The 19850-nt window shown below is 72.6% G+C and carries 17 protein-coding genes and 1 pseudogene; 11 read left to right on the top strand and 7 right to left on the bottom strand.

Features of this window, described 5'->3' with window-relative positions:
- Window positions 1-286: 286 nt before the first annotated feature.
- The 3 genes from ACFWIS_RS14270 to ACFWIS_RS14260 all read right to left on the bottom strand — a co-directional run bounded on the left by ACFWIS_RS14270 (window position 287) and on the right by ACFWIS_RS14260 (window position 4023).
- On the bottom strand, window positions 287-2497 hold the full coding sequence (locus tag ACFWIS_RS14270) for a protein kinase (RefSeq protein ID WP_380452733.1): 2211 nt from the start codon (window positions 2495-2497) through the stop codon (window positions 287-289).
- A 477-nt stretch (window positions 2498-2974) separates the two neighbouring features.
- A complete protein-coding gene (locus ACFWIS_RS14265; protein ID WP_380452731.1) occupies window positions 2975-3253 on the bottom strand; it encodes a hypothetical protein in 279 nt (92 codons plus the stop codon).
- On the bottom strand, window positions 3250-4023 hold the full coding sequence (locus ACFWIS_RS14260; RefSeq protein WP_380452729.1) for a PspA/IM30 family protein: 774 nt from the start codon (window positions 4021-4023) through the stop codon (window positions 3250-3252). The genes ACFWIS_RS14265 and ACFWIS_RS14260 overlap by 4 nt, the downstream gene beginning before the upstream one ends.
- A gap of 565 nt (window positions 4024-4588) precedes the next feature.
- Between ACFWIS_RS14260 and ACFWIS_RS14255 the strand changes: the two genes are divergently transcribed.
- On the top strand, window positions 4589-4996 hold the full coding sequence (locus tag ACFWIS_RS14255) for a universal stress protein (protein ID WP_380452727.1): 408 nt from the start codon (window positions 4589-4591) through the stop codon (window positions 4994-4996).
- A 113-nt stretch (window positions 4997-5109) separates the two neighbouring features.
- Here the strand turns inward: ACFWIS_RS14255 and ACFWIS_RS14250 are convergent, their stop codons facing one another.
- The 3 genes from ACFWIS_RS14250 to ACFWIS_RS14240 form a co-directional block, all read right to left on the bottom strand.
- Window positions 5110-6114, bottom strand: a complete 1005-nt coding sequence (locus ACFWIS_RS14250; RefSeq protein WP_380452725.1) for a 1-phosphofructokinase family hexose kinase — start codon at window positions 6112-6114, stop codon at window positions 5110-5112.
- A 573-nt stretch (window positions 6115-6687) separates the two neighbouring features.
- Window positions 6688-7554 (bottom strand): universal stress protein, encoded by an 867-nt coding sequence (locus ACFWIS_RS14245; RefSeq protein WP_380452723.1) that lies wholly within the window; start codon window positions 7552-7554, stop codon window positions 6688-6690.
- 9 nt (window positions 7555-7563) lie between these two features.
- Window positions 7564-7824, bottom strand: coding sequence for a hypothetical protein (locus ACFWIS_RS14240; RefSeq protein ID WP_380452721.1), 261 nt, complete (start codon window positions 7822-7824; stop codon window positions 7564-7566).
- A gap of 513 nt (window positions 7825-8337) precedes the next feature.
- On the opposite strand from ACFWIS_RS14240, the gene ftsH reads away from it, so the two are divergent.
- The 10 genes and pseudogenes from ftsH (at window position 8338) to ACFWIS_RS14190 (ending at window position 18697) form a co-directional block, all read left to right on the top strand.
- A complete protein-coding gene (gene ftsH / locus ACFWIS_RS14235) occupies window positions 8338-10356 on the top strand; it encodes an ATP-dependent zinc metalloprotease FtsH (RefSeq protein WP_380452719.1) in 2019 nt (672 codons plus the stop codon).
- A 132-nt stretch (window positions 10357-10488) separates the two neighbouring features.
- Window positions 10489-11850: a nicotinate phosphoribosyltransferase gene (locus ACFWIS_RS14230; RefSeq protein ID WP_380452717.1), complete on the top strand. Its 1362-nt coding sequence runs from the start codon at window positions 10489-10491 to the stop codon at window positions 11848-11850.
- A 547-nt stretch (window positions 11851-12397) separates the two neighbouring features.
- Entirely contained in the window at window positions 12398-12883 is a 486-nt protein-coding gene (locus ACFWIS_RS14225; RefSeq protein WP_380452715.1) for a universal stress protein, read from the top strand.
- A gap of 247 nt (window positions 12884-13130) precedes the next feature.
- The gene (locus ACFWIS_RS14220; RefSeq protein ID WP_380452713.1) at window positions 13131-13997 is read left to right on the top strand and encodes a universal stress protein; all 867 of its coding nucleotides are present in this window, start codon (window positions 13131-13133) and stop codon (window positions 13995-13997) included.
- Between the two features lie 425 nt (window positions 13998-14422).
- Window positions 14423-14812: pseudogene (locus ACFWIS_RS14215) on the top strand (SDR family NAD(P)-dependent oxidoreductase); the annotation flags it as partial.
- A 208-nt stretch (window positions 14813-15020) separates the two neighbouring features.
- Window positions 15021-15584: a hypothetical protein gene (locus ACFWIS_RS14210; RefSeq protein ID WP_380452711.1), complete on the top strand. Its 564-nt coding sequence runs from the start codon at window positions 15021-15023 to the stop codon at window positions 15582-15584.
- A gap of 261 nt (window positions 15585-15845) precedes the next feature.
- Window positions 15846-16253, top strand: a complete 408-nt coding sequence (locus tag ACFWIS_RS14205; protein ID WP_380452709.1) for an archease — start codon at window positions 15846-15848, stop codon at window positions 16251-16253.
- A gap of 26 nt (window positions 16254-16279) precedes the next feature.
- Complete coding sequence (locus ACFWIS_RS14200; protein WP_380452707.1) at window positions 16280-17263, top strand: CapA family protein; 984 nt, start codon at window positions 16280-16282, stop codon at window positions 17261-17263.
- Between the two features lie 5 nt (window positions 17264-17268).
- A complete protein-coding gene (locus ACFWIS_RS14195) occupies window positions 17269-17892 on the top strand; it encodes an RtcB family protein (protein ID WP_380452705.1) in 624 nt (207 codons plus the stop codon).
- Between the two features lie 19 nt (window positions 17893-17911).
- Window positions 17912-18697, top strand: a complete 786-nt coding sequence (locus ACFWIS_RS14190) for an RtcB family protein (protein WP_380452820.1) — start codon at window positions 17912-17914, stop codon at window positions 18695-18697.
- Window positions 18698-18892: 195 nt separating this feature from the next.
- On the opposite strand, the gene ACFWIS_RS14185 is transcribed toward ACFWIS_RS14190, so the two are convergent.
- Entirely contained in the window at window positions 18893-19831 is a 939-nt protein-coding gene (locus ACFWIS_RS14185) for a ribose-phosphate diphosphokinase (protein ID WP_380452703.1), read from the bottom strand.
- Between the last annotated feature and the right edge of the window lie 19 nt (window positions 19832-19850).

Raw genomic sequence — 19850 nt, 5'->3', positions numbered from 1 at the left:
TGCTGTCCCACGCTGGTGCCTGTGAGTTCGCCTCGTTCTCATGCTGTCCCCCCAACTCGCCGGGTACCCGAGGAGATCGTCGCAGCCTCTGCTGTGGTTCGGAAGACACTCGGGGGACCGCCGTGGGCGTCGCCGCCATCACTCGCCCCGACCGTCTCCCCGGAGGCCGTCGCCGTCATCCCCGGCGCCGGGACCGGTACCGGCACTGCCCCGCCGGCCCTTCCCGTACGGCCGACGCGCGGCCCGGGAAGGGGGATCAGGTGACCGGGGCGAAGCGTCTCCGGGTTCAGGTGGTGGGCAGGGCGTAGATGTCCGTGGCGTGCTGGAGGTAGATCTGCCGGCCGTCGGTGGCGAGGTCGCCGTTCGGGTACTTGTCCTTGCCTGGCGGCGTGTTGAAGACCCAGGCGGTCCGGTGGCTGCCGACGTCCACGGCGACGATGCCGGGGGCGTCCGTTTCGGAGGCCAGCAGTGCGAGGGTCCCGCCCGTCAGGACGGGCGGCCGGTCGGCCAGAGGCCTCGGCGAGTCGTAGACCCAGAGCAGTGAGCCGTCCTTGGCGCTGAACGCGGCGACTCGCCCGTAGGCGCCGGGTGAGGGAGGTGAGAGGACGGCGTACACGGTGCCGTTGACCGCCGTGACGGCCCTGATGTCGCTCTTGTCCGGCGAGGTGACGCTCCACCGGCGTTCGCCGTTGTCGAGCTCTCCCGCGTAGAGGTTGGTCGGTCCGTCCATCGTGCAGTAGAAGCCGTCCGCGTCCGTCGCGAAGGCGTCCCGGTACCGTGGCAGCGGGAAGTTGCCGATCCATTTGTCCGTGCCGTCCAGGCAGTTGACGGCCGTCATTCCGCCGTTCCCGGCCATCAGGACCAGGCCGCCTGCGGTCGTGATGACCCCGGCGTCGGTGGTGCGGTTCCAGACCGCCTTCTTGCGGCTGATGGACCATCCGGTCAGGTCGGACGGGATGGTGACGGCTGCGTTGCCGGTGGTGAAGCAGAACACGTCACCGCTGATGGCGACAGGGTTGCCGGGGGCGGTGTCGAGTGTCCAGGCGTGCTGTCCGGTCGACAGCTCGTACCCGTCGGCACTGATCCCGTTGTAGAGGTAGAGCGTGGAGTCGTTGATCACGGTGTAGGAGACCGGGTAGTCGGGGACCGCCCATCTCGCCGAGCCACTGTCGGTGTCCAGGGCGACCAGGCCCCTACCGGTGGGCAGGACGAGAGTCTTCGTGGCGGGGGCGCACACCAGGCCCGCGGGTGAGTACGTCGCCGGGTAGTGCCAGCGTGGCGTCGGGACCAGGCCGCGGGGCGCCTTGGCGCCGGCCCTGCTGGTGGATTGGTGTCGCTGGACGGCCCACAGGGCGCCGCCGCCGGTGGCGATCAACGCGCCGCCGGCGAGGAAGAGCCGCCGGGACGGCCGGCTCCGCGGCTCGCGGCTCGCGGGCTCGGGTCCGGGTGCAGGCCCAGGTGCGGGCTCCTGCTCGGTGGGCGGTTGGGCTGCGCCACCACCTGCGTCCACGGCGGTCGCGGCCGGCTCGCGCAGCGGCTGGTGCAAGGCCGCCACGGCCTCGGCGTGGCGGGCCAGTTCGCCGGCGAGCGGGGCCGGTAACCACGTCGTTCGTACGGTCGGTGACGTGCCGTCCGGCGGTGGCGCGCCGCCGTGAACAAGCCGGTCGGCGATCTCGCGTGGATGCGGCCGTTCGGCCGGATCCTTGGCGAGCATCGCGGACACGATCCGGACCAGCGGCTCCGGCAACCCGGTCACGTCGGCGGGCTCGTGGACGACCTTGTAGAGCATCCCGGCGCCGTTGGCTCCGTGGCCGTGCGGGCCGGCGCCGGTGGCCGCGAACACCAGCACCGAGGCGAGCGAGTAGACGTCCGAAGCAGGGCCGAGCGGACGGGCCGCGGCCTGCTCGGGGGACATGAAGGCAGGAGTGCCGATCACGATGCCGCTGGCCGTGAGGTCGCTGCCCTCGACGGCACGAGCGATGCCGAAGTCGATCACCTGCGGTCCAGCGGCGGCGAGCAGGACGTTGGACGGTTTCAAGTCCCGGTGGATCAGGCCGGCACCGTGGATCTCGACCAGTGCCCGGGCCAGTCCCACTCCCAGGGCCAGGACGGTGTGCTCGGGCAGCGGCCCGAACCGGTCGACCACCGCTGCGAGCGAGGGGCCGCACACGTAGGAGGTGGCCAACCACGGCAGGGCGGCCTCCGCATCGGCGTCCACCACGCGGGCGGTTCGAGCGCCCTCGACCGCACGCGCCGTGTCCACCTCGCGTCGGAACCGCCGACGGAACTCCGGGTCATCGGCGAACTCCGCACGGATCACCTTGACCGCGACGGGCTGCCCCGACGGGGAACGCGCCAGGTAGACCCGGCCCATTCCGCCCGCGCCGAGCCTGGCGAGCAGGCGGTACGGCCCGACCAGCTCGGGATCCCCCAGGTCGAGCGGTTTGGGGCCCGCCAGGGAATTCACGGCCAACTGATGGTCACTCAGTGAACTCACGGCGGGATCGTAGCTCAGTCGGCGAAGCCTGCAACCGGCCCGGGCTGACGGCCGTCTCCGGGCAATCCACCGAAACGTCCGGCTTTCCCTCCGGCAGTTCGTGCCCGAGCGGGGGCCGGGTTCCGCGGGTGGGTCGATGGAGGGTACGGCCTGGATCATCGACCGGCCGGAGCCGTCGGCGGCGCTCCGGGGGCGGGCATCACGCCGGCGATGCCGGGGGTGTGGGCGATCTGCGCACCGACCGAGGAGGCCTGCCCCTTCGGGGTGATGATCTGCGGGGTGCTCGGGGTGCGTGCGCCCGCCGCCGGCCAACGGTGGTGCGCTCATGCCGGTTCGCCGAGCCGCTGCGCCGTGCCCGCGATCGGCACCGCGACGAACGCGCCGGGGGACAGGACGCGCCGGACGGGTGGTCTGTTTCCCTGCCCGACGGGCGGATGGTGGCCGGTGGCTGCAGGCTGCCGCACATCGCCATCGCGATCACCCTGGGATCAGGCCCTCGTCGCCGAGCAGCGCGCTCACCCTCGCGAGGCTCATGTCCTCATCCGGCAGGACCAGTTCGGAGGGGGTGAGGGCGTCGGCGGGCAGGGGCGCTCCCAGGCGGCGCACGGCGGCCAGGAGGGCCCGCAGTGTGTCGGTGTACTCGCTCTCGTCCCCGTTGTCGACGGCCTCCTGTAGCTGGGAGTCGAGCTCGTTGAGCTCTCTCAGGTGTTCGTCGGCCAGGGCGTACTGGCCTTCTCCGAGGATGCGCACGATCATGACGTGGACGGCCTTTCTCCGGTGGCGGGTTCGCCGGTCCCGAGGGCCGGCGCCTCGGCGGACCCGGCGGACAGCTGGGCCTTCATCCGTGCCAGGTCGGCCTCGATGTCGTGGCCTTCACTCGCCTTGTCGAGCTGGGCCTGGATGTCATCGCGCCCGGCGGGCAGGGTGGCGTCCTCCAGCGCACCGGAGGCCATCAGCTCGTCCAGCGCCCCGGCCCGGGCCTGCAACTGCTCCGTCTTGTCCTGAGCGCGTTGCATGGCCACGCCGATGTCGCCCATCTCCTCGGAGATGCCGGTGACAGCCTCACCGATGCGGGTCTGGGCCTCGGCCGCCGTGTAGCCCGCCTTGATCGCCTCCTTGCGGGTACGGAACGCGTCCACCTTCTCCTGCAGCCGCTGGGAGGCCAGCGTCAGCTTCTCCTCCTCCGCCTGCAGCGACACCTGCTGGGCTTGAAGGTCGGTGATCTGGGAGGAGACCGCGGCCCGCCGGGACAGGGCCTCACGGGCGAGGTCCTCGCGCCCGGCGGCCAGGGCCTGCCGCGCCTGGCCTTCCAGTTTGGTGGAGGACTGGTTCAGCTGGGTGAGTTGCAGTTCGAGGCGCTTGCGGCTGGTGGCCACGTCCGCCAGTCCGCGCCGCACCTTCTGCACCAGGTCGAGCTGCTTCTCGTAGGAGTAGTCCAGCACCTCGCGCGGGTCCTCCGCGCGGTCCAGCGCCTTGCCCACCTTGATCCTGAACAGGTCGGCGATACGGCGCATGATGCTCGTCATAGTGGCCCGCCTCCTTCACCTTCTCCAGCGGTCGGGTCGGCCCTTCACGGTTGCCCTTCTGGTTCCACCTTCCGCGTGCCGGGGCCGTCGCGCGCGGCGTCGGCCAGGGCGTACACGAGGGCGGCGGCGAGGTAGGCGGCACCCCACAGGGCCCACGTGGCTGCGGGCGAGGCGGCTGCGAGCAGCACGGGAACGGGAAGGACACAGGCGAGCAGCAGCACCAGCCCGCTGCGGCGGACCGCACTGGAGAGTCCCGCAAATCGAGTGGTGCGGGAATGCCTCGCCCAGTTCCTGGTAGTGCTGGTCGGTGGGACTGAGGTCGGCGCGGCCGTCAGGCCAGCGGCTGGCCGTCTCCCCCCCCTGCGACGGACCTCGGATCACCGCGAGGAGGAGCGGCCCCGTCGCTTTGGGCCGAGGTGCGCATCCCGAAGGTGCGGCCGATGCTGCCAGGAGACGGAGAGAGCACCGGCTGCACGTAGGCATCTGCGGAACGTACGTGTCCCGGCCTGGATCGGAAGGGTGAGCCATGACTGACGGACGGACGAGGGGCAAGATCGTCGTTGGAGTGGACGGCTCTGAGCAAGCGAGGCGGGCACTGCGCTGGGCGGTGCGGCAGGCCGAGCTGACCGGCGCGGTGGTGGAGGCCGTCATCGCCTGGGAGCCGCCGTTCTCCGGATGGGGCGGCAACGTTCCGGCCGGCGGGGAGAAGCCGCTCGGGGAGAGCGCACGGAAGGTCCTGGCGGAGAGCATCGAGAAGGCGGCGGGCCCTGAGCCTTCGGTGGAGATCACCGCCCGGGTGGAGGAGGGCACTGCCGCCCAGGCGCTGCTGAAGGCTGCAGCCGATGAGGACGTGGCGCTGTTGGTGGTGGGTAGTCGCGGGCTCGGCGGCTTCACCGGAGCCCTGCTCGGTTCGGTCGGCCAGCACTGTGCCCAGCACGCCCCGTGCCCCGTCGTTATCGTGCGAGGCCGCTGACACGACTCAAGGGGGACTGTGTGGTATCCGGGCCGACAACCGAGGCCGGCCGGGAAGCCCGTCGTACGAGTCGGGCGTACCCGGCGACGGAACGGGCTCCGGCGGGTGGGTCGTCAGCCTGCGAGCCGGTTGATCCGCACCGCGGGGCGGAGCGACTCGGCCACTTCCCGGTCGCACGGTTCGGTGCCGGGGGTGAGCATCGAGGCAGAAGCCGCGGCCACCCCGAGTGCGCAGGCGTCGACCGGGTCGTCGCCTTCGGCCAGCCGGGCGACGATTGCGGCGATCATGCCGTCCCCGGCCCCGGCGTCGCTGAGGGGCTCTCCGGGCGGTGGCGGTGCGTGCAGCTCCATGTGCCCCTGCCCGGTGGAGCACAGCGCGCCGAGTTCCCCCAGGGTGGTGATGGCGACCTCGGCCGCGCCGGCGGCGAGCAGCTGCTCGTTGACGGCGCGGGCGTCGTCGAAGGTGCGCACGGCCCGGCCGGCGAGGTAGGACGCCTCGCTACGGTTGCATCTGCGCAGGTAGACGGCTTCGTGCAGCGACTCGCGCAGGGCCGGTCCCGAGGTGTCCAGCAGCAGTCTGGAGCCGGCTGTCCTGACCCGGCGGGCGACGGCCGTGTAGAAGTCGTCGCGCAGGCCACCGGGCAGGCTGCCACTGGCCACCACGTACCGATGAGCGCCCGCTGCCCGCTCCAGCAGGTCCAGGCAGCGCCGTGCCTCGTCGTCGTCGAGTCGCGGGCCGCGCGGCACGATGTGGTAGCTGCGCCGTGACCCGGTCTCGAACAGCACGAACGCCTCGCGGGTTTCACCCGCGATCCCGAGGGCGAGGTGGTCGACGCCCTCCTCGTCCAGCAGCCGGTTCAGGCGCCGGCCGATCTCCTGGCCGGCCGTGTGGACGGCGGTCGCCCGTCCCCCGAACCGCGCCACACCGCGGGCGACGTTGATCCCTCCGCCCCCGGCGGCCACGTACCTGACCTCGGCGCGGGTCTTGCCGACGGCCACCAGGTGGTCGATGTCGCAGCAGATGTCGACCGTGGGGTTCATCGTGAGGGTGAGGATCGGTGGTGAACCTCCCTCGCCGCTTCTCGCTGCGGCCCGGCCCGGCACCTCGGCGGCGCTCATCGCAGTGGCCCGGCGTTCGTTGCCGCCGCAGCGTGCGCCTGGCGTCCAATCCGCCCGGTATCGGCGCACGCACTGTCGTGCTCGGCGTCGCCTGCCGCATCTTGGCGGGATGCCTCGGTGCCCCCGCCGCTGGGCGTCTCCTGGCCGGTCGGGAAAGCGGAGGCGGTGATCGAGACGACCGGTGCCGGATCCTGAACTGCGGTCCCGCCGACATCGTCCTGGAAGGGAGCAGCGATTCGTGCGGCCTCGGCAGCCCCCGCCGTGGTCGGCAGGGTGTGGGCGGCCCCACGGGATCCGACGGGGCAGCCTTTGAACGGGGGCCACCGGTGCGGGCGCCCGCACAGCAGATCGCCAGTCATCCCCACTCTCCTCACTCAGGCCGGGCACGGTGTGCACGTGCCGGGGCCGCGTGATCTGGAGTGCACTCCCGATGCCGGCGGCGCATGCAGTACTGCCATGTTGAAGGGCCTGGACAAGTCCGGCGAGCGGAGCATTCCGGAGGCCGCCGCCTGAAGCGACTGCAGGTGCTGTGAAACAGGGCGGCGGTGGCAACGAGCCCACGGAACTGGGCGGTCAGTCGTGGGGGATGATCGCAACGGGGCAGGCGGCGTGATGGATCGCGGCGTGGGTCACGGGGCCGATCCTGGGCGTGAGCGGGTTGCGATGGCCACCGCGTCCCACTACGAGGAGTCGTGCCTCGGAAGCGGTGTCCACCAACGCCCGGCCAGCACTCTCGTGGCTGAGCTGCTCGACCACGCGGACGTAGGGGTACTTCTCATGCCAGGGGCGAAGTGCCGCGCCGAGTGCCTGGTGGGCAGCCAGTTCCTCGGTCTCCTTCGGCGGCCGTTCCCGGAAACCGGTGGACCGTCGCCTGTTGGTGGCGTGGAAGGCGAGCAGGGTGGCTGAGCGCCGGGCGGCGGCGTCGAAGGCGAACGCGAGGGTGCCGTCGTAGCCGGGACGAAGGCTCACCGCGACAACCACCGCGCCGGGCCGCCCAGCAGCGGAGCGTACGTCGTCGGACTGATCGTCGGTGCGGACCAGGACGACCGGCCGCTCGCACCCGGCGACCGCCTGCAGGGTGAGCGAACCGAGGAGGTACCCCCGGGCGCTTCCCAGCGTCTGGGGGCCCAGTACCAGGAGCTCGGCCTTCGCGGCGGTCTCCAGCAGTGCGATGGAACTGTCCGCGGCCAGGAGCTCCGAGGTGACCGGCACGTCCGGGTGCCGCTCCCGCAGGTCCGTTTCCGCATCCTGGAGGAGCCGCCGTGCCGGGACGGTCTCAAGGGGCAGATCGGGCGACTCCGCCGCCGTTCCGGGCGTGGTGATCCACACGTGCAGCAGACGGAGCGTGAACCCGTGCCGTTTCGCCTCGCGGGCTGCCCAGTGGGCTGCGGACAGGCTCTCGGGTGTGCCGTCGAGTCCGACGATGATCTCTGGTTGCATGGGGTCGACCTACGAGTCCTCGGCGGTTTCGCGCGCCCGGTGGGTGGAGGGGGTGGAGGGCCATTCCCAGGTGATCGCCTGGATCGCCTCCGCAGGGACGGTGTGGACGGTCGCCGTCGGTGTGCTGCTGTCCTTGACGAGATGGACCCAGGGCCCCTCCAGTTGCACGTGGAGGGGGTTCCACGCGTCGTCGATCACTTCGCTGGTTGCGGTGATCACTCCCTGGCCGGTGAACTTGACCGTGGCCTCGTGGAAGCCTGCCGGGTTCATGGCGCACTCTCCTCGATAGCGGTGTACCTCCAGCCTGTGACGGGGCCGAGGTTCGCGCATCCGAGCCGCAGGCCTGCTGCGCAGACGGCAGGACTTCTCCGGCTACGCGGTCCGGCCCGGGGCAAGCAGGGCCGGGTCGACGAAATGGAACAGGCACAGGGGCGCGCCGCGGAGTTCAGCCTCGCGGGCGGCGTACCGAACGATCCCGGTGGCGGGGGTTCCGGAGTCCACCACCGCCACGACCGGCGGAGCGTTGCCTGGCGCAGAATCCCTCGGGGCTCCCGTACGCGGTGCCGCATCCGGCCCGCCCGGGCCGCACCGCGGCTGCGCCGGACCGTCTGCCGTGTGGCCAGGGGTCCCCCAGGCGACCTCGGCTGTCCAGCGTGAGCGGTCCGTTGCGCGCCGGGTGGCTTCTTCCGCCCGCCCACCCGGTCCTGCGGGCCCGGGTGGGCGGACCGACCGGCCCTGCCCCGGGGTCTTCTCGGTGGCGGACGATGGGGGCGGAGGCACGAGATGATCGCACGCAGGCGTCTTCCCGCCCGGCATCCGACCGGGCGGGCCAAGCCAGGACCACCGCCGGACCCGCCGAAGCCCGCGGAGCCCGAACCCGAATCGCAGCCGGGCCGGTGGCGATGGCTCCTGCCGGTCGCCATCGCCGTGACCATGCTGTTCGTGCTGCTGGCCCGGACTCCGTCCGGCACGGGGAGCCGGTACACCTACACGGACTTCACCGGCCGGGTGGACGCCGGCCAGGTCAAGACCGTCGAGATCACCGACAGGGGCGCCGTCAGCGGCACCCTCAAGGACGGCACGAAATTCACCACGCAGATCCCGACCGCGCTGGACAGCAGCGGGCTCACCCGGCAGCTGCAGTCCCAGAACGTCTCGATCACGGCGAAGAGCACCAGCGGCAGCTCGGGTTTGACCACCCTGCTCGTCTTCCTGCCGCTGATCGCCCTCGCGGGGTTCTTCCTCTGGTCGGGCCGGATGGCGACGAGGGCGATGAGCGGCGGCCTGAGCGCGGTCGGACGGTCCCGGGCGAAGATCATCGAGGCGGAGCGGCCGAACACCAGGTTCGCCGACGTCGCCGGGTACCAGGGCGTGAAGCAGGAGGTCAGCGAGGTCGTCGACTTCCTGCGCAGCCCGGAGCGCTACGCCGCCGCGGGCGCGAAGGGGCCACGCGGAGTGATCATGGTCGGCCCTCCGGGCACCGGCAAGACGCTGCTGGCCCGGGCGGTCGCCGGGGAGGCGGAAGTGCCGTTCCTGTCGGTGACCGGGTCCGCGTTCGTCGAGATGTTCGTCGGCGTCGGCGCCTCACGGGTGCGCGACCTGTTCGAGGAGGCGCGCAAGCGGGCCCCGTCGATCATCTTCATCGACGAGATCGACGCCGTCGGCGCCCGGCGCGGCGGCGGAGCGCGGCTCGGCGGCAACGACGAGCGCGAGCAGACCCTCAACCAGCTGCTCGCCGAGATGGACGGCTTCGACCAGTCCACCGGAATCGTCGTGCTCGCCGCCACCAACCGCCCGGACTCCCTCGACCCGGCACTCCTGCGGCCCGGCCGCTTCGACCGGCAGGTCACCGTGCCGCTGCCCAACCAGGCCGAGCGCTCGGCGATCCTCGCCGTCCACGCACGCGGCAAGACCCTGGCCGAGGACGTCGACCTCGACCGCGTGGCCCGAGGCACCCCGGGCTTCTCGGGGGCGGATCTGGCGAACCTGGTGAACGAGGCCGCCATCAACGCCGTACGGGCCGAGCGCACCGTCATCACCGCACACGACCTCGACACCGCCCGCGACCGGGTCCTGTTGGGGCGTCGGGACTCCTCCAACGCGCTGCTCCCGGAGGAGCGCCGCGCGGTCGCCGTGCACGAGTCCGGCCACGCCCTGGTGGCCGCCCTGTGCGAGCATGCCGACCCGGTCGCCAAGGTCACCATCCTGCCCGCCGGCGTGAGCCTCGGTGCCACCGAACAGCTCCCGGAGGCCGAGCGGCACCTCTACAGCCAGGGCTACCTGGAGGACCTGTTGGCCGTCCAACTCGGCGGCCGGGCCGCGGAACTGATCGTCTTCGGTGAGGGCTCCAGCGGCGCCGCGAACGACCTCGCCAACGCCACCGTCGTCGCCACCCGGATGGTCCGCGAGTTCGGCCTCTCCGGCGCTCTGGGGCCCGTCGGCTACGCGCCCGTCGGCACCCCCCAGTACCTCGGCGAGAACCTGGAGGACCGGCTGCGCCGTTCCTACTCCGAGCAGACCCAGCGCCTGGTCGACGAGGAGGTGGCGCGCCTGCTGCGGCAGGCCGAGAAACGGGCGGTGGACCTCCTGCGCGACCACCGCCGCCACCTCGACGACCTCGCCGCGCTGCTGATGGCGCAGGAGACGGTGGACGGGACGGTCGTGCGCGCAATCATCGGCACGACACCCCCGCCCGCACCGCTCCGCAAACCTCCCGCTCCCGAACGGAACGCCCCGACACCCGCCGGTCGCGACGGCGTTCGCATCCGGCGGGCATTCGAGGGGCCCGGCGCGCAGGAGTGAGCGGTCGCAGGCCGCCCGTACCCGCGCCGGACTGTCCAGGCGTGCCCCGGCCCGCGGTCGTGCTGCCGCACGCTGCCGCGCCGTGTGGATGGTGGGAGCCTGGAGGGGTGGGCGCTCCGCCGGAGGTACCGCGTGTCAGATGCTCGGATCACCGACCTGTACGAGGTCACGATGGCCCGCTCGTACCTGGCGGAGGACATGACCGCCCCCGCCACGTTCAGCCTGTCCGTGCGGAAGCTGCCGGTCGGTCGCGGCTTCCTCGTCGCGGCGGGCCTGGAACCGGTCCTCGACCACCTCGCGCGGGTGCGGGTCGACGAGGAGGACGTGGCGGCGTTCGCCGCCGTGCTGGGCCGCCCGTACCGCGACCTGGAGCCGTTGCTCGGGCTCGGCTTCAGCGGCGAGGTGTGGGCCGTGCCGGAGGGACGGATCGTCCTGGCCGGCGAGCCGTTGCTGGAGGTGACCGCCCCGCTGCCGGAGGCACAGATGGTCGAGTCGTTCCTGCTCAACCAGGTCTGCCATCAGACCGCTGTGGCCTCCAAGGCCGCGCGCTGCGTGCTCGCCGCCGCAGGGCGGCCGGTGGTGGACTTCTCGCTGCGCCGCACCCACGGCACGCAGGCGGGTGAGCAGGCCGCCCGGTTGGGCGCCATGGTGGGATTCGCGGGCACCAGCAACGTGGCCGCCGCCCACGCGTACGGGCTGCGCGCGGTCGGCACGATGGCCCACTCCTACATCGAGGCGTTCGGCGACGAGGCCGCGGCGTTCCGGGCCTTCGCCCGCTCCCACCCCGGGCCGGTGACGCTGCTGGTCGACACCTACGACACCGAGGCCGGGGTGGCGGTCGCGGCCGGGGTCCTGCGGGAACTCGGGCTGCACGAGGGGTGCGCGATACGGCTCGACAGCGGGGACCTCGGCGCTCTCGCGGTCGCAGCCCGGAGGATCCTGGACGCGGCCGGGCTGCCGGGAGTGCGGATCACGGCCAGTGGCGGCCTGGACGACCGCGCCATCGACGAACTGGTCCGCGCCGGAGCGCCGATCGACCTGTTCGCCGTCGGCACGCTCGTCGGGGTGTCGGCGGACGCACCGTACCTGGACGCCGCGTACAAGCTGGTCGAGTACGACGGGCGGCCGATGATGAAGCTGTCCACGGCCAAGGTCACCGCGCCCGGTGCCAAACAGGTGTTCCGCGGCCCGGGCTTCACCGACACGGTCGCGCTGCGCGACGAGCCCGCGCCGCCCGGGACCCGGCCGCTGCTGGAACGGGTCATGGCGGACGGGCGCCGGACCGGCCCGCCGCGACCGCTGACCGGGGCCCGCGCCGCCTTCGAGGCCGACCTCGCGGAGCTCCCCGCCACCGCCCGACGCCTCGCCGACCCCCGACCGCCGGACGCGGTGACCTCCGAGCGGCTGTGCCGGCTCACCGCCGACGTCCGGCGCCGGATCGAGGACCGTCTGCGGAGCGCCGGGGCGTTCGACCGGGCCTCACGGAGGGGTTGACCCGCTTCTCCAGCCCCGGTGCCCGCCTGATCCGGGGAGGAGCTTCGGGTCGGCGCGCGGCTCGGGTGGATCCGGTCGATGCTGCCAAGCGGAGGTGACCGGACGCATCGGCCACTTCACGTCGCACGCCGGGCGGCCGCGGCGGGCCGCCGCGGGTCAGTGCTCGGTGTCCCCCGAGGACCACCACGTCCCCGCCCACCAGGTGCCCGACCCGCTCGGCCAGGCGCTGCCCGGCGTCCACACGGTCGACGAAGTACATGACCGGCCCTCCTCCGGAACCGGGCATGCGGCCGGCCCCGGGCCCCGTGCCGGACCGCCCGCCCACCTCCCACGATCCACCTCCCGCAGAACGCGCGCGAAACGACCGCGCGCCGTGGCCGCCCGCAGGCTCCCGGATGTTCCCCGCGCCCGGGACGGACGTGCCGCTGCGGCGGTGGCGGAGGAGCATGAAAGGAGGCGGGAGAACCGGCGACCGCGTCTCGCCCGGAGCATCCGGATCCGCGGAGCCGCCGCCCGCACAGTCGAGGCGCACGCGTGGGAGGATCCTGTGAGCAGCACTTCCGGACCGGGGCCTGCGGGACCGGTCGTGGTCGGCACGGACGGCTCGGAGCCCGCCCACCGGGCGGTGCTCTTCGCCCTGCGGGAGGCGCAGGTGCGCGGCGTTCCCGTACGGGCCGTGCGCGCCTACGGCTCCGGCCGCGCCGACCCCTCGGACCTGGGCACGCCCTCGTGGCCCCGCACGAGCGGCGCACTGCCGACCCACCTGCACGACGTCGTCGCCCGCGAGGTGACGGACTCCGTCGAGGAACTGCGCCGGCAGGTCGGTGAGCCGTTCGTCGAGGTCGAGGTCCACTGCGAGCGCGGACGCCCCGCCCAGGTCCTGCTGGACGCGAGCCAGGACGCGGGCCTGCTCGTGGTCGGCACCCGCGGTGCCGGCGCCTGGGGCCGCCTCGCCCTCGGCTCCACCAGCACCGAGGTCGTCCACCACGCCCACGTTCCCGTCGTCGTCGTGCCGGGCGAGTCGCCCGCTTGAACCGGCGTGTCAGTGACCGTGGGGCGGGCTGCCCGGGCCGGGCGACCTCGCCGACTCGGAACCTGGCCTGGGCAAGGTCCACCTCCGTCCTGGTTTGGGCCCACCGGCCCATGTCGGGACGGTTCCGCGGGGCCACGATGAGAAGCAGACCGACTGACGTCCTGGTCAGCGCGGGCAGGCGGCCGGCCCAGCCGCCTGCCGCACTGCCTCGTCGGCTCGGGCGTTGTGTAGGAGGAGGCGAATTGGCATGCGGTCGGAGATCACCGTGGGCCTCGACGGCTCGCCCGAAAGCCTGTCGGCCGCCCGATGGGCGGCGCGGGAGGCTCAACTACGCGGACTGCCCGTAAGGCTGTTGCACCTGTGGCTGGTCAGCCCCGCCGCGGTACCGCAGGTCCCGAGCGGGGACGTGCGGACAGCCGTGGGACAGCGCATTCTCCGGGATGCGGAGAGCGAGCTGCGCGAGCACTACCCGGACGTTCCCTTCACCACCGAGTTGCTGCCCGCCGTCACTCCCGCCGCCGTGCTGTCCGCCGCGGGCGACGCGGAACTGCTGGTTCTCGGTTCCCAGGGCATCGGCACCGGTGTCGGCTACCTGATCGGCTCGCTCGCCCTGTACACCGTCGCCCGCTCCGAGCACCCGGTCGTGCTCGTCCGTGCCTACGACGGCGCGGACGGCACCATGACCCCGGCCGCGCAGTCCGGGCCGGTCGCCGTCGCAGTGAGCGGGCGCTCCGGCTACGACGGTGTCCTGGAATCGGCCTTCGACGCCGCCGACCGGCAGCGCACCTCGCTGCTGGCCGTGCATGCCACCAGCCGCCGCCCGTCCCTGACCGTCTGGCAGGGCCCGCCCGACGAGGCCGTTCAGCAGACCGACCGTCACGAACTGACTGCGACGCTGCGCCCCTGGCGGGAGAAGTTCCCGGCCGTGGACGTCGTGGAGCGGCTCAGTCACGAGAGCCCGGCCCGGGCCGTCATTGATGCCGCTGCCGGGGCACGGCTGCTCGTGGTGGGTCGCGGCGGGTACCGCACCCCCCTCGCGCCCAGGATCGGTCCAGTCACCCAGGCCGCCATCCACCACGCGCCCTGCCCGCTCGCCGTCATTCCCCACGACTGAGGCAGCCGAAGCCGTCCGCGAAGAGTGGCAGCCATGCGCCGCACCGTCCAGGACGTGATGTCCCGGGAAGTGGTCGTCGCACACCCCGACACCGCCTTCAAGGAGATCGCCGACCTGCTCGCACGAGCCTCGTCCCCGTCATCGAGCGCCTGTGCCGGGGCGTCGACGGGGTCGTGGCCGTCCACCACACGCTCCACCACACCTCGGACGACAGCCACCTCGACATCGCCGCCGCCGTGACACGCGGCATGCCCCGACCGCACTCGGCGGCCACCCACCCGAAGTGATCGGGCATGGTGTCCCAGGCCCGGATCGCCGAGACACTGCCCTACGGACGGTAAGGACAAGGGCGTGACCCGGCTGGCAGACAAGAACGCGATCATCACCGGAGGAGCACGCGGCATCGGTGCCGCCATCGCCCGGCTGCCGACCAGCAGCCCGCCGCATTCCGCCACGTCCTGGACGTCAACCTCTACGGTGCCTGGCTGGGCCTGCACACCACCGTGCCGTCCCTGCGCCGTGCGGGCGGCGGAGTCGTCATCAACGTCTCCTCGACCGCAGGACTGATGGGCTACGCCGCGCTGGGGGCCTACACCGCCAGCAACTGGGGCCTGCGGGGCCTGACCAGGACCGCCGCGCTGGAACTGGCCGCCGACCACGTCCGGGTCTGCTCGATCCACCCCGGACCGATCCGCACACCCATGACCGCCGGAACGGACGAGGGCGTCGCCGCCGCCCAGCCCATACCCCGCTACGGTACCCCCGGAGAGGTGGCCGCGATGGCGCTGTTCACCGCCGCCGACGCGACCTACTCCACCGGTTGCGCGTTCGTCCACAGGCGGAGACAGCGGGTCCAACGACGCGGTCGGGCACAGGACCGGGCCCCGCCCTCACCCTCGCCCGTCCGTTCAGGGCCGCTCGACAGTCCGAATGGGGCCGCCCGGACCCTGACCGGCACGGGTCCGGAGGCAAGGATGGAAGACAGCCCAGCCGACACCTCAGGAACGGTGGGAGGCGGACACCATGTCCACGCACCCGAACCGGCACAACCCGGTACGGCGAACCTCGGACCGCATCCAGTGGTGGCTCGCCCGCATACTGCTCGCCATCATGGTCGTCGGCCTACCCGCGGCCGCAGCCAGCGCCGGCCTGCTGACCTACCACGCACAACTGCAGATGCGACAGGTCCAGTCCGCGGCACGGCACACCGTCACCGCGCACCTGACCGCTGCCGCCCCCGTCCCGTCGAACAACGACTACGGCACGGTCCCGGCCACCGCCGCGTGGACGGCATCGGACGGCACCACCCGTACCGCCACAGTCCAGGTGCGGCCCGGAGAACCGGCCGGCACCCCCGTCCCCGTGTGGGTCGACCGCAATGACACGGCCACCTCCGCGCCCATTCCCCGGAGTCAGGCCGCTGCGGCCGGATGGACGACCGCGACCGTGGCCGCTGGAACCGTTTCGCTTCTGTGCCTGGCTGTCTGGAAGGGCTCGGTCCGCATGCTGGACCACCGTCGCTACGCCCAGTGGGACGCGGAGTGGAGCCAGGTCGAACCCCGCTGGTCCAAGCGGCTCCCCAGCTGAGCGAGGCGGCGTGGCCGAGGAGCGGAATGCCGCCGTCCGGTCGGATCGGGCCGGCCGTCGGGCACCTGGCGCGTGTCCGACGGGGAGGGTAAGGCCTGCCAAGCGCCTTCGTGGCCGTGTCCGCCTGCGGTACCTGGCACGGATTGCCCACAGCGGTGCGAGGGATGAGCCTGGAAGGGTGAGCGGCTTCGGCCACAGACGGGCACGAGGGAGTTGTCGCCGGTGACCGGGCAGCGAGGGTCACAGAGCGGTCATCGGGCCGTGGCGCACACCGCGGACCTGCGGCTGGAGGCGTGGTCGCCATCGGCGGAGGGCTGCATCCGCGAGGCGGTGCACGCGGTGGTCGAGGGCTTCGCCGACACCTCCGCGGCCCGGCCGGCCGGGGAGCGCGTGTGCACAGTCACGGCCGACAGCGACGAGGATCTGCTGGCGTCCGTCCTGGAGGAGGTCATCTACCGGATGGACGTCGACGGCGAGATCCCCCTCGATACGGAGGTGGACACGATTCGTGACACAGGGGCCGGCCGGGCCGTGTCGGTCCGCTTCACGATGGCGAACGCCGACACCGCCGAACAGATCGGGGCGGTGCCCAAAGCCGTCTCGCTGCACGGCCTCCACCTGACCGGCGGCCGCGAGGGCTGGACCTGCCAGGTGACGCTCGATGTCTGAACACGATGGGGAAACGGGGCGGAAGAATGACGCTCACGGTGGCACTGGCCGGTGACACGATGCTCGGACGCGGCGTGGCCGAGCAGCTGCGTCGCTCGCCGACGCCGCAGGCACTGTTCGCCGACGAGGTGCGGCAGGCACTCGCGGAAGCCGACCTCGTCGTGCTCAACCTGGAGTGCTGCATCTCCGACCGGGGGAACCGCTGGCCGAACCCGTACAAGCCGTTCTTCTTCCGCGCCCCTCCCGCCGCCGCTGACGTGCTCGCCGACCTGGGCGTGGACTGCGTGACCCTGGCCAACAACCACGCCCTGGACTACGGCTACGACGCCCTCGTCGACACCCGAGGCCTGCTGGAGCGCGAAGGCGTCCGCACGGTGGGCGCAGGCCGGGACGCTCTGGCGGCACGGGAGTTCGCGGTGCTGGAAGCAGGCGGGGCGCGGCTGGCGGTGGTCGGTGTCACGGACCACCCGGAGGACTACGCGGCCGGCGGGCAGCGTCCGGGGGTGGCCTGGGCCGACCTTCACAGAGGCGTACCCGAGTGGCTCACCGCGCTGGTGGCCCGGGCCGTGCGGGAGGCCGACGTGGTGCTGGTCACCCCGCACTGGGGCCCCAACATGACCTCGCGGCCGCCGGCGCACGTGCTCGCGGCGGCCCCACAGTTGCTGGCGGCCGGTGCGACGCTGGTGGCAGGGCACTCCGCCCATGTCTTCCACGGGGTCGCCGACCGGATCGTCTACGACATGGGCGACTTCGTCGACGACTACGCCGTCCACCCGGCGGTGCGCAACGACCTGGGGCTGCTGTTCCTGGTCACTTTCGACGGGTTCGATCCCGCACATCTGGCCCCGGTCCGGCTGGAGGCGCTGCCCCTGTTCCTCGATTTCTGCCACACCCGCCTCGCTCGCGGCGAGGAGTGGGAGTGGATTCGCGGGCGGTTCACCGCCGCCTGCGCCGAGTTCGGCACCGACGTGGGCGAGCGGGCCGGGCGGCTGACGGTCGACTGGAGATGAGTGACGTGGAGATCACGCTTGTCGAGGAGAGCCCCTACCGCTTCCGTATCGAGCAGAGGGACCAGATGCGGGTACCCGGGGTGGTGTTCGCGTCCAGGGAGCTGCTGCCGCAGGCGGCGGGCGACAAGGCGCTGGAGCAGGTGGCCAATGTGGCGACCCTGCCCGGGCTCGTCCGCGCCTCCTTCGCCATGCCGGACGTGCACTGGGGCTACGGCTTCCCGATCGGCGGGGTGGCTGCCACCGATGTCGCCCACGGCGGGGTTGTCTCACCGGGCGGCGTCGGGTTCGACATCTCCTGCGGCGTGCGCCTGCTGGCAGCCGGCATCGACCGCGAGGCACTCGGCCACCACCGGATGACGCGGCTGATGGACATCCTGGACACCACCATCCCGCGCGGCATGGGGCACGGCGGCCTGTGGAAGCTGTCGGGCACCGAGGAGATGGACGACCTCTTGGTCGGCGGCGCCCGGTACGCGGTGGAGCACGGCCACGGCGTGCCGCGCGACCTGGACCGCTGCGAGGACTACGGCGTCCTGGACGGCGCCGCCCCCGGACAGGTCAGCCGGCGGGCCGTGGAACGCGGCCTCCACCAGGTCGGCAGCCTCGGCAGCGGCAACCACTTCCTTTGAAGTACAAACCGTCGACCACCTGTACGCCCCCGACGTCGCCGCCGCCTTCGGGCTGCACACCGGCCAGGTCTGCGCCATGATCCACTGCGGCTCGCGGGGCCTGGGCCACCAGGTCTGCACCGACCACGTCCGCACCATGGACCGCTCGATGCACCGCTACCGGATCGTCGTCCCCGACCAGCAGCTCGCCTGCACACCCGTGGACTCCCCGCCCGGCCGCGACTACCTCGGCGCGATGGCCGCAGCCGCCAACTACGCCCGCGCCAACCGGCAACTGCTCACCGAGGCCACCCGCCGCGCCTTCGCCACAGCCACCGGGGCGGGCCTGGAACTGGTCTACGACATCTCCCACAACACCGCCAAACTCGAAACGCACGAGGTGGACAGCGTCGAACGACTGCTGTGCGTCCACCGCAAGGGCGCCACCCGCGCCCTGCCGCCCGGCGACCCGAGCCTGCCTGCGGACCTCGCCGACGTTGGCCAACCGGTACTGGTCCCCGGCACGATGGGCACCGCCTCGTACGTGATGGCCGGCCTGCCCGGCAACGACGCCTTCCACTCCGCCTGCCACGGCGCAGGGCGCGTGTGGAGCCGCCACCACGCGCTGCACATGGTGCGCGGCGAACGGCTCCGCGACCAGCTGGAGGCGAGCGGCATCGCGGTGCGCCCGTCCTCGTGGCGCGGGCTCGCGGAGGAGGCGCCCGAGGCGTACAAGGACGTCGACGCCGTCACCACCGCCACCGAGGGCGCGGGGCTCGCCAGGCTTGTCGCCCGCCTGGTGCCGCTGGGCGTGGTCAAGGGCTGACGGTGGCACCGCGGCGGATAGGCGGCCCCGGTTGCCGGATCAGCTGCCGGCGATCAGCCGGAAGAAACTGGAGGCGGTCCGAGTCCGGGAAAGGGGCGGCCGCATCCTGCCCGGTGCCCCGGGCGCCGCTGGGAGCGGGGGGCACCCGAGGTGGACACGGGGGTGGCCGTGGATCGGCGGGTTGGGCGACGTGCGTCAGCCACGCATCAGAAGCGTGTCCAACGGCTCGCCGCCGTGCATCAGAGCGATGGCTTCGGCGAGCAGCGGCGCCACGGCGCGTACGCGGTGGGGAAGCGTGGAGACGCGGGGCGGGGGAACGGTGTCGGCGACCACGAGGCGGCTGATCGGAAGCCGGGCGAGCCGGTCGAGTGCGCGCTCCACGAGCAGGGGGTGAGTGGCGGCAACGGTGATGTCCGGTGCCGCGCCCCGGGCCAGCAGGATCTTGACGGCGGCCCTGACGGTGCCGCCGGTGCTGATCATGTCGTCGACGATCACCGTGGGTCGGCCGGCGACATCGCCGGCCAGTTCCTCGGCCCGTACCTTGCTGCCGGACAAGCGGGTCTTGCGGACGACGGCGACCGGCAGACCGAGCAACTCGCCGTAGTGTTCGGCGAGTTTGACGGCGCCGAGGTCGGGTGAGACCACCACGGCGGCTGCGGGTGTGTGCTCGGCCAGTGCGGCGGCGAGCAGCGGCACCGCGCTGAGCGTCTCGACGGGGACGCTGCTCATCGCTTCGAGGGCCGGGGTGTGCGGGTCGACGACGACCAGCCGGTCGGCACCGGCGGCCGCCAGGGCGTCGAGCGCCACACGGGCACCGACCGACTGCCCGGCCCGGACGCGGCGGTCCTGGCGGGCGTAGCCGAAGTACGGGACGACGGCGGTGACCCGGCGCGCGCCTGCGCGGCGGCACGCGTCGAGGAGCAGCATGATTTCGATCAGGTGCTCGTTCACGTCGGGACCGGTCGGCTGGACGACGTACACGTCCTCGCCGCGGACATGGCCGACGACGGGCCGCAACTCGCGGTCGGGAAAGCGTTCCACCTCGCACTCGACCGGCTCGGTGCCGAGTGCCTCCGAGACGGCGTCGCCGAGCGCGGGATGGGCCGTGCCCGACAGGATCCGTGGGTTGGTCATCGCGTCCTCCCGCGGGTTC

Origin of the sequence: Kitasatospora sp. NPDC127060 (assembly GCF_042724935.1) — a bacterium.
Lineage (GTDB): Bacteria > Actinomycetota > Actinomycetes > Streptomycetales > Streptomycetaceae > Kitasatospora.
The sequence above is the reverse complement of the archived record's forward strand: the minus strand, read 5'-3'. Positions and strand labels throughout refer to the sequence as shown.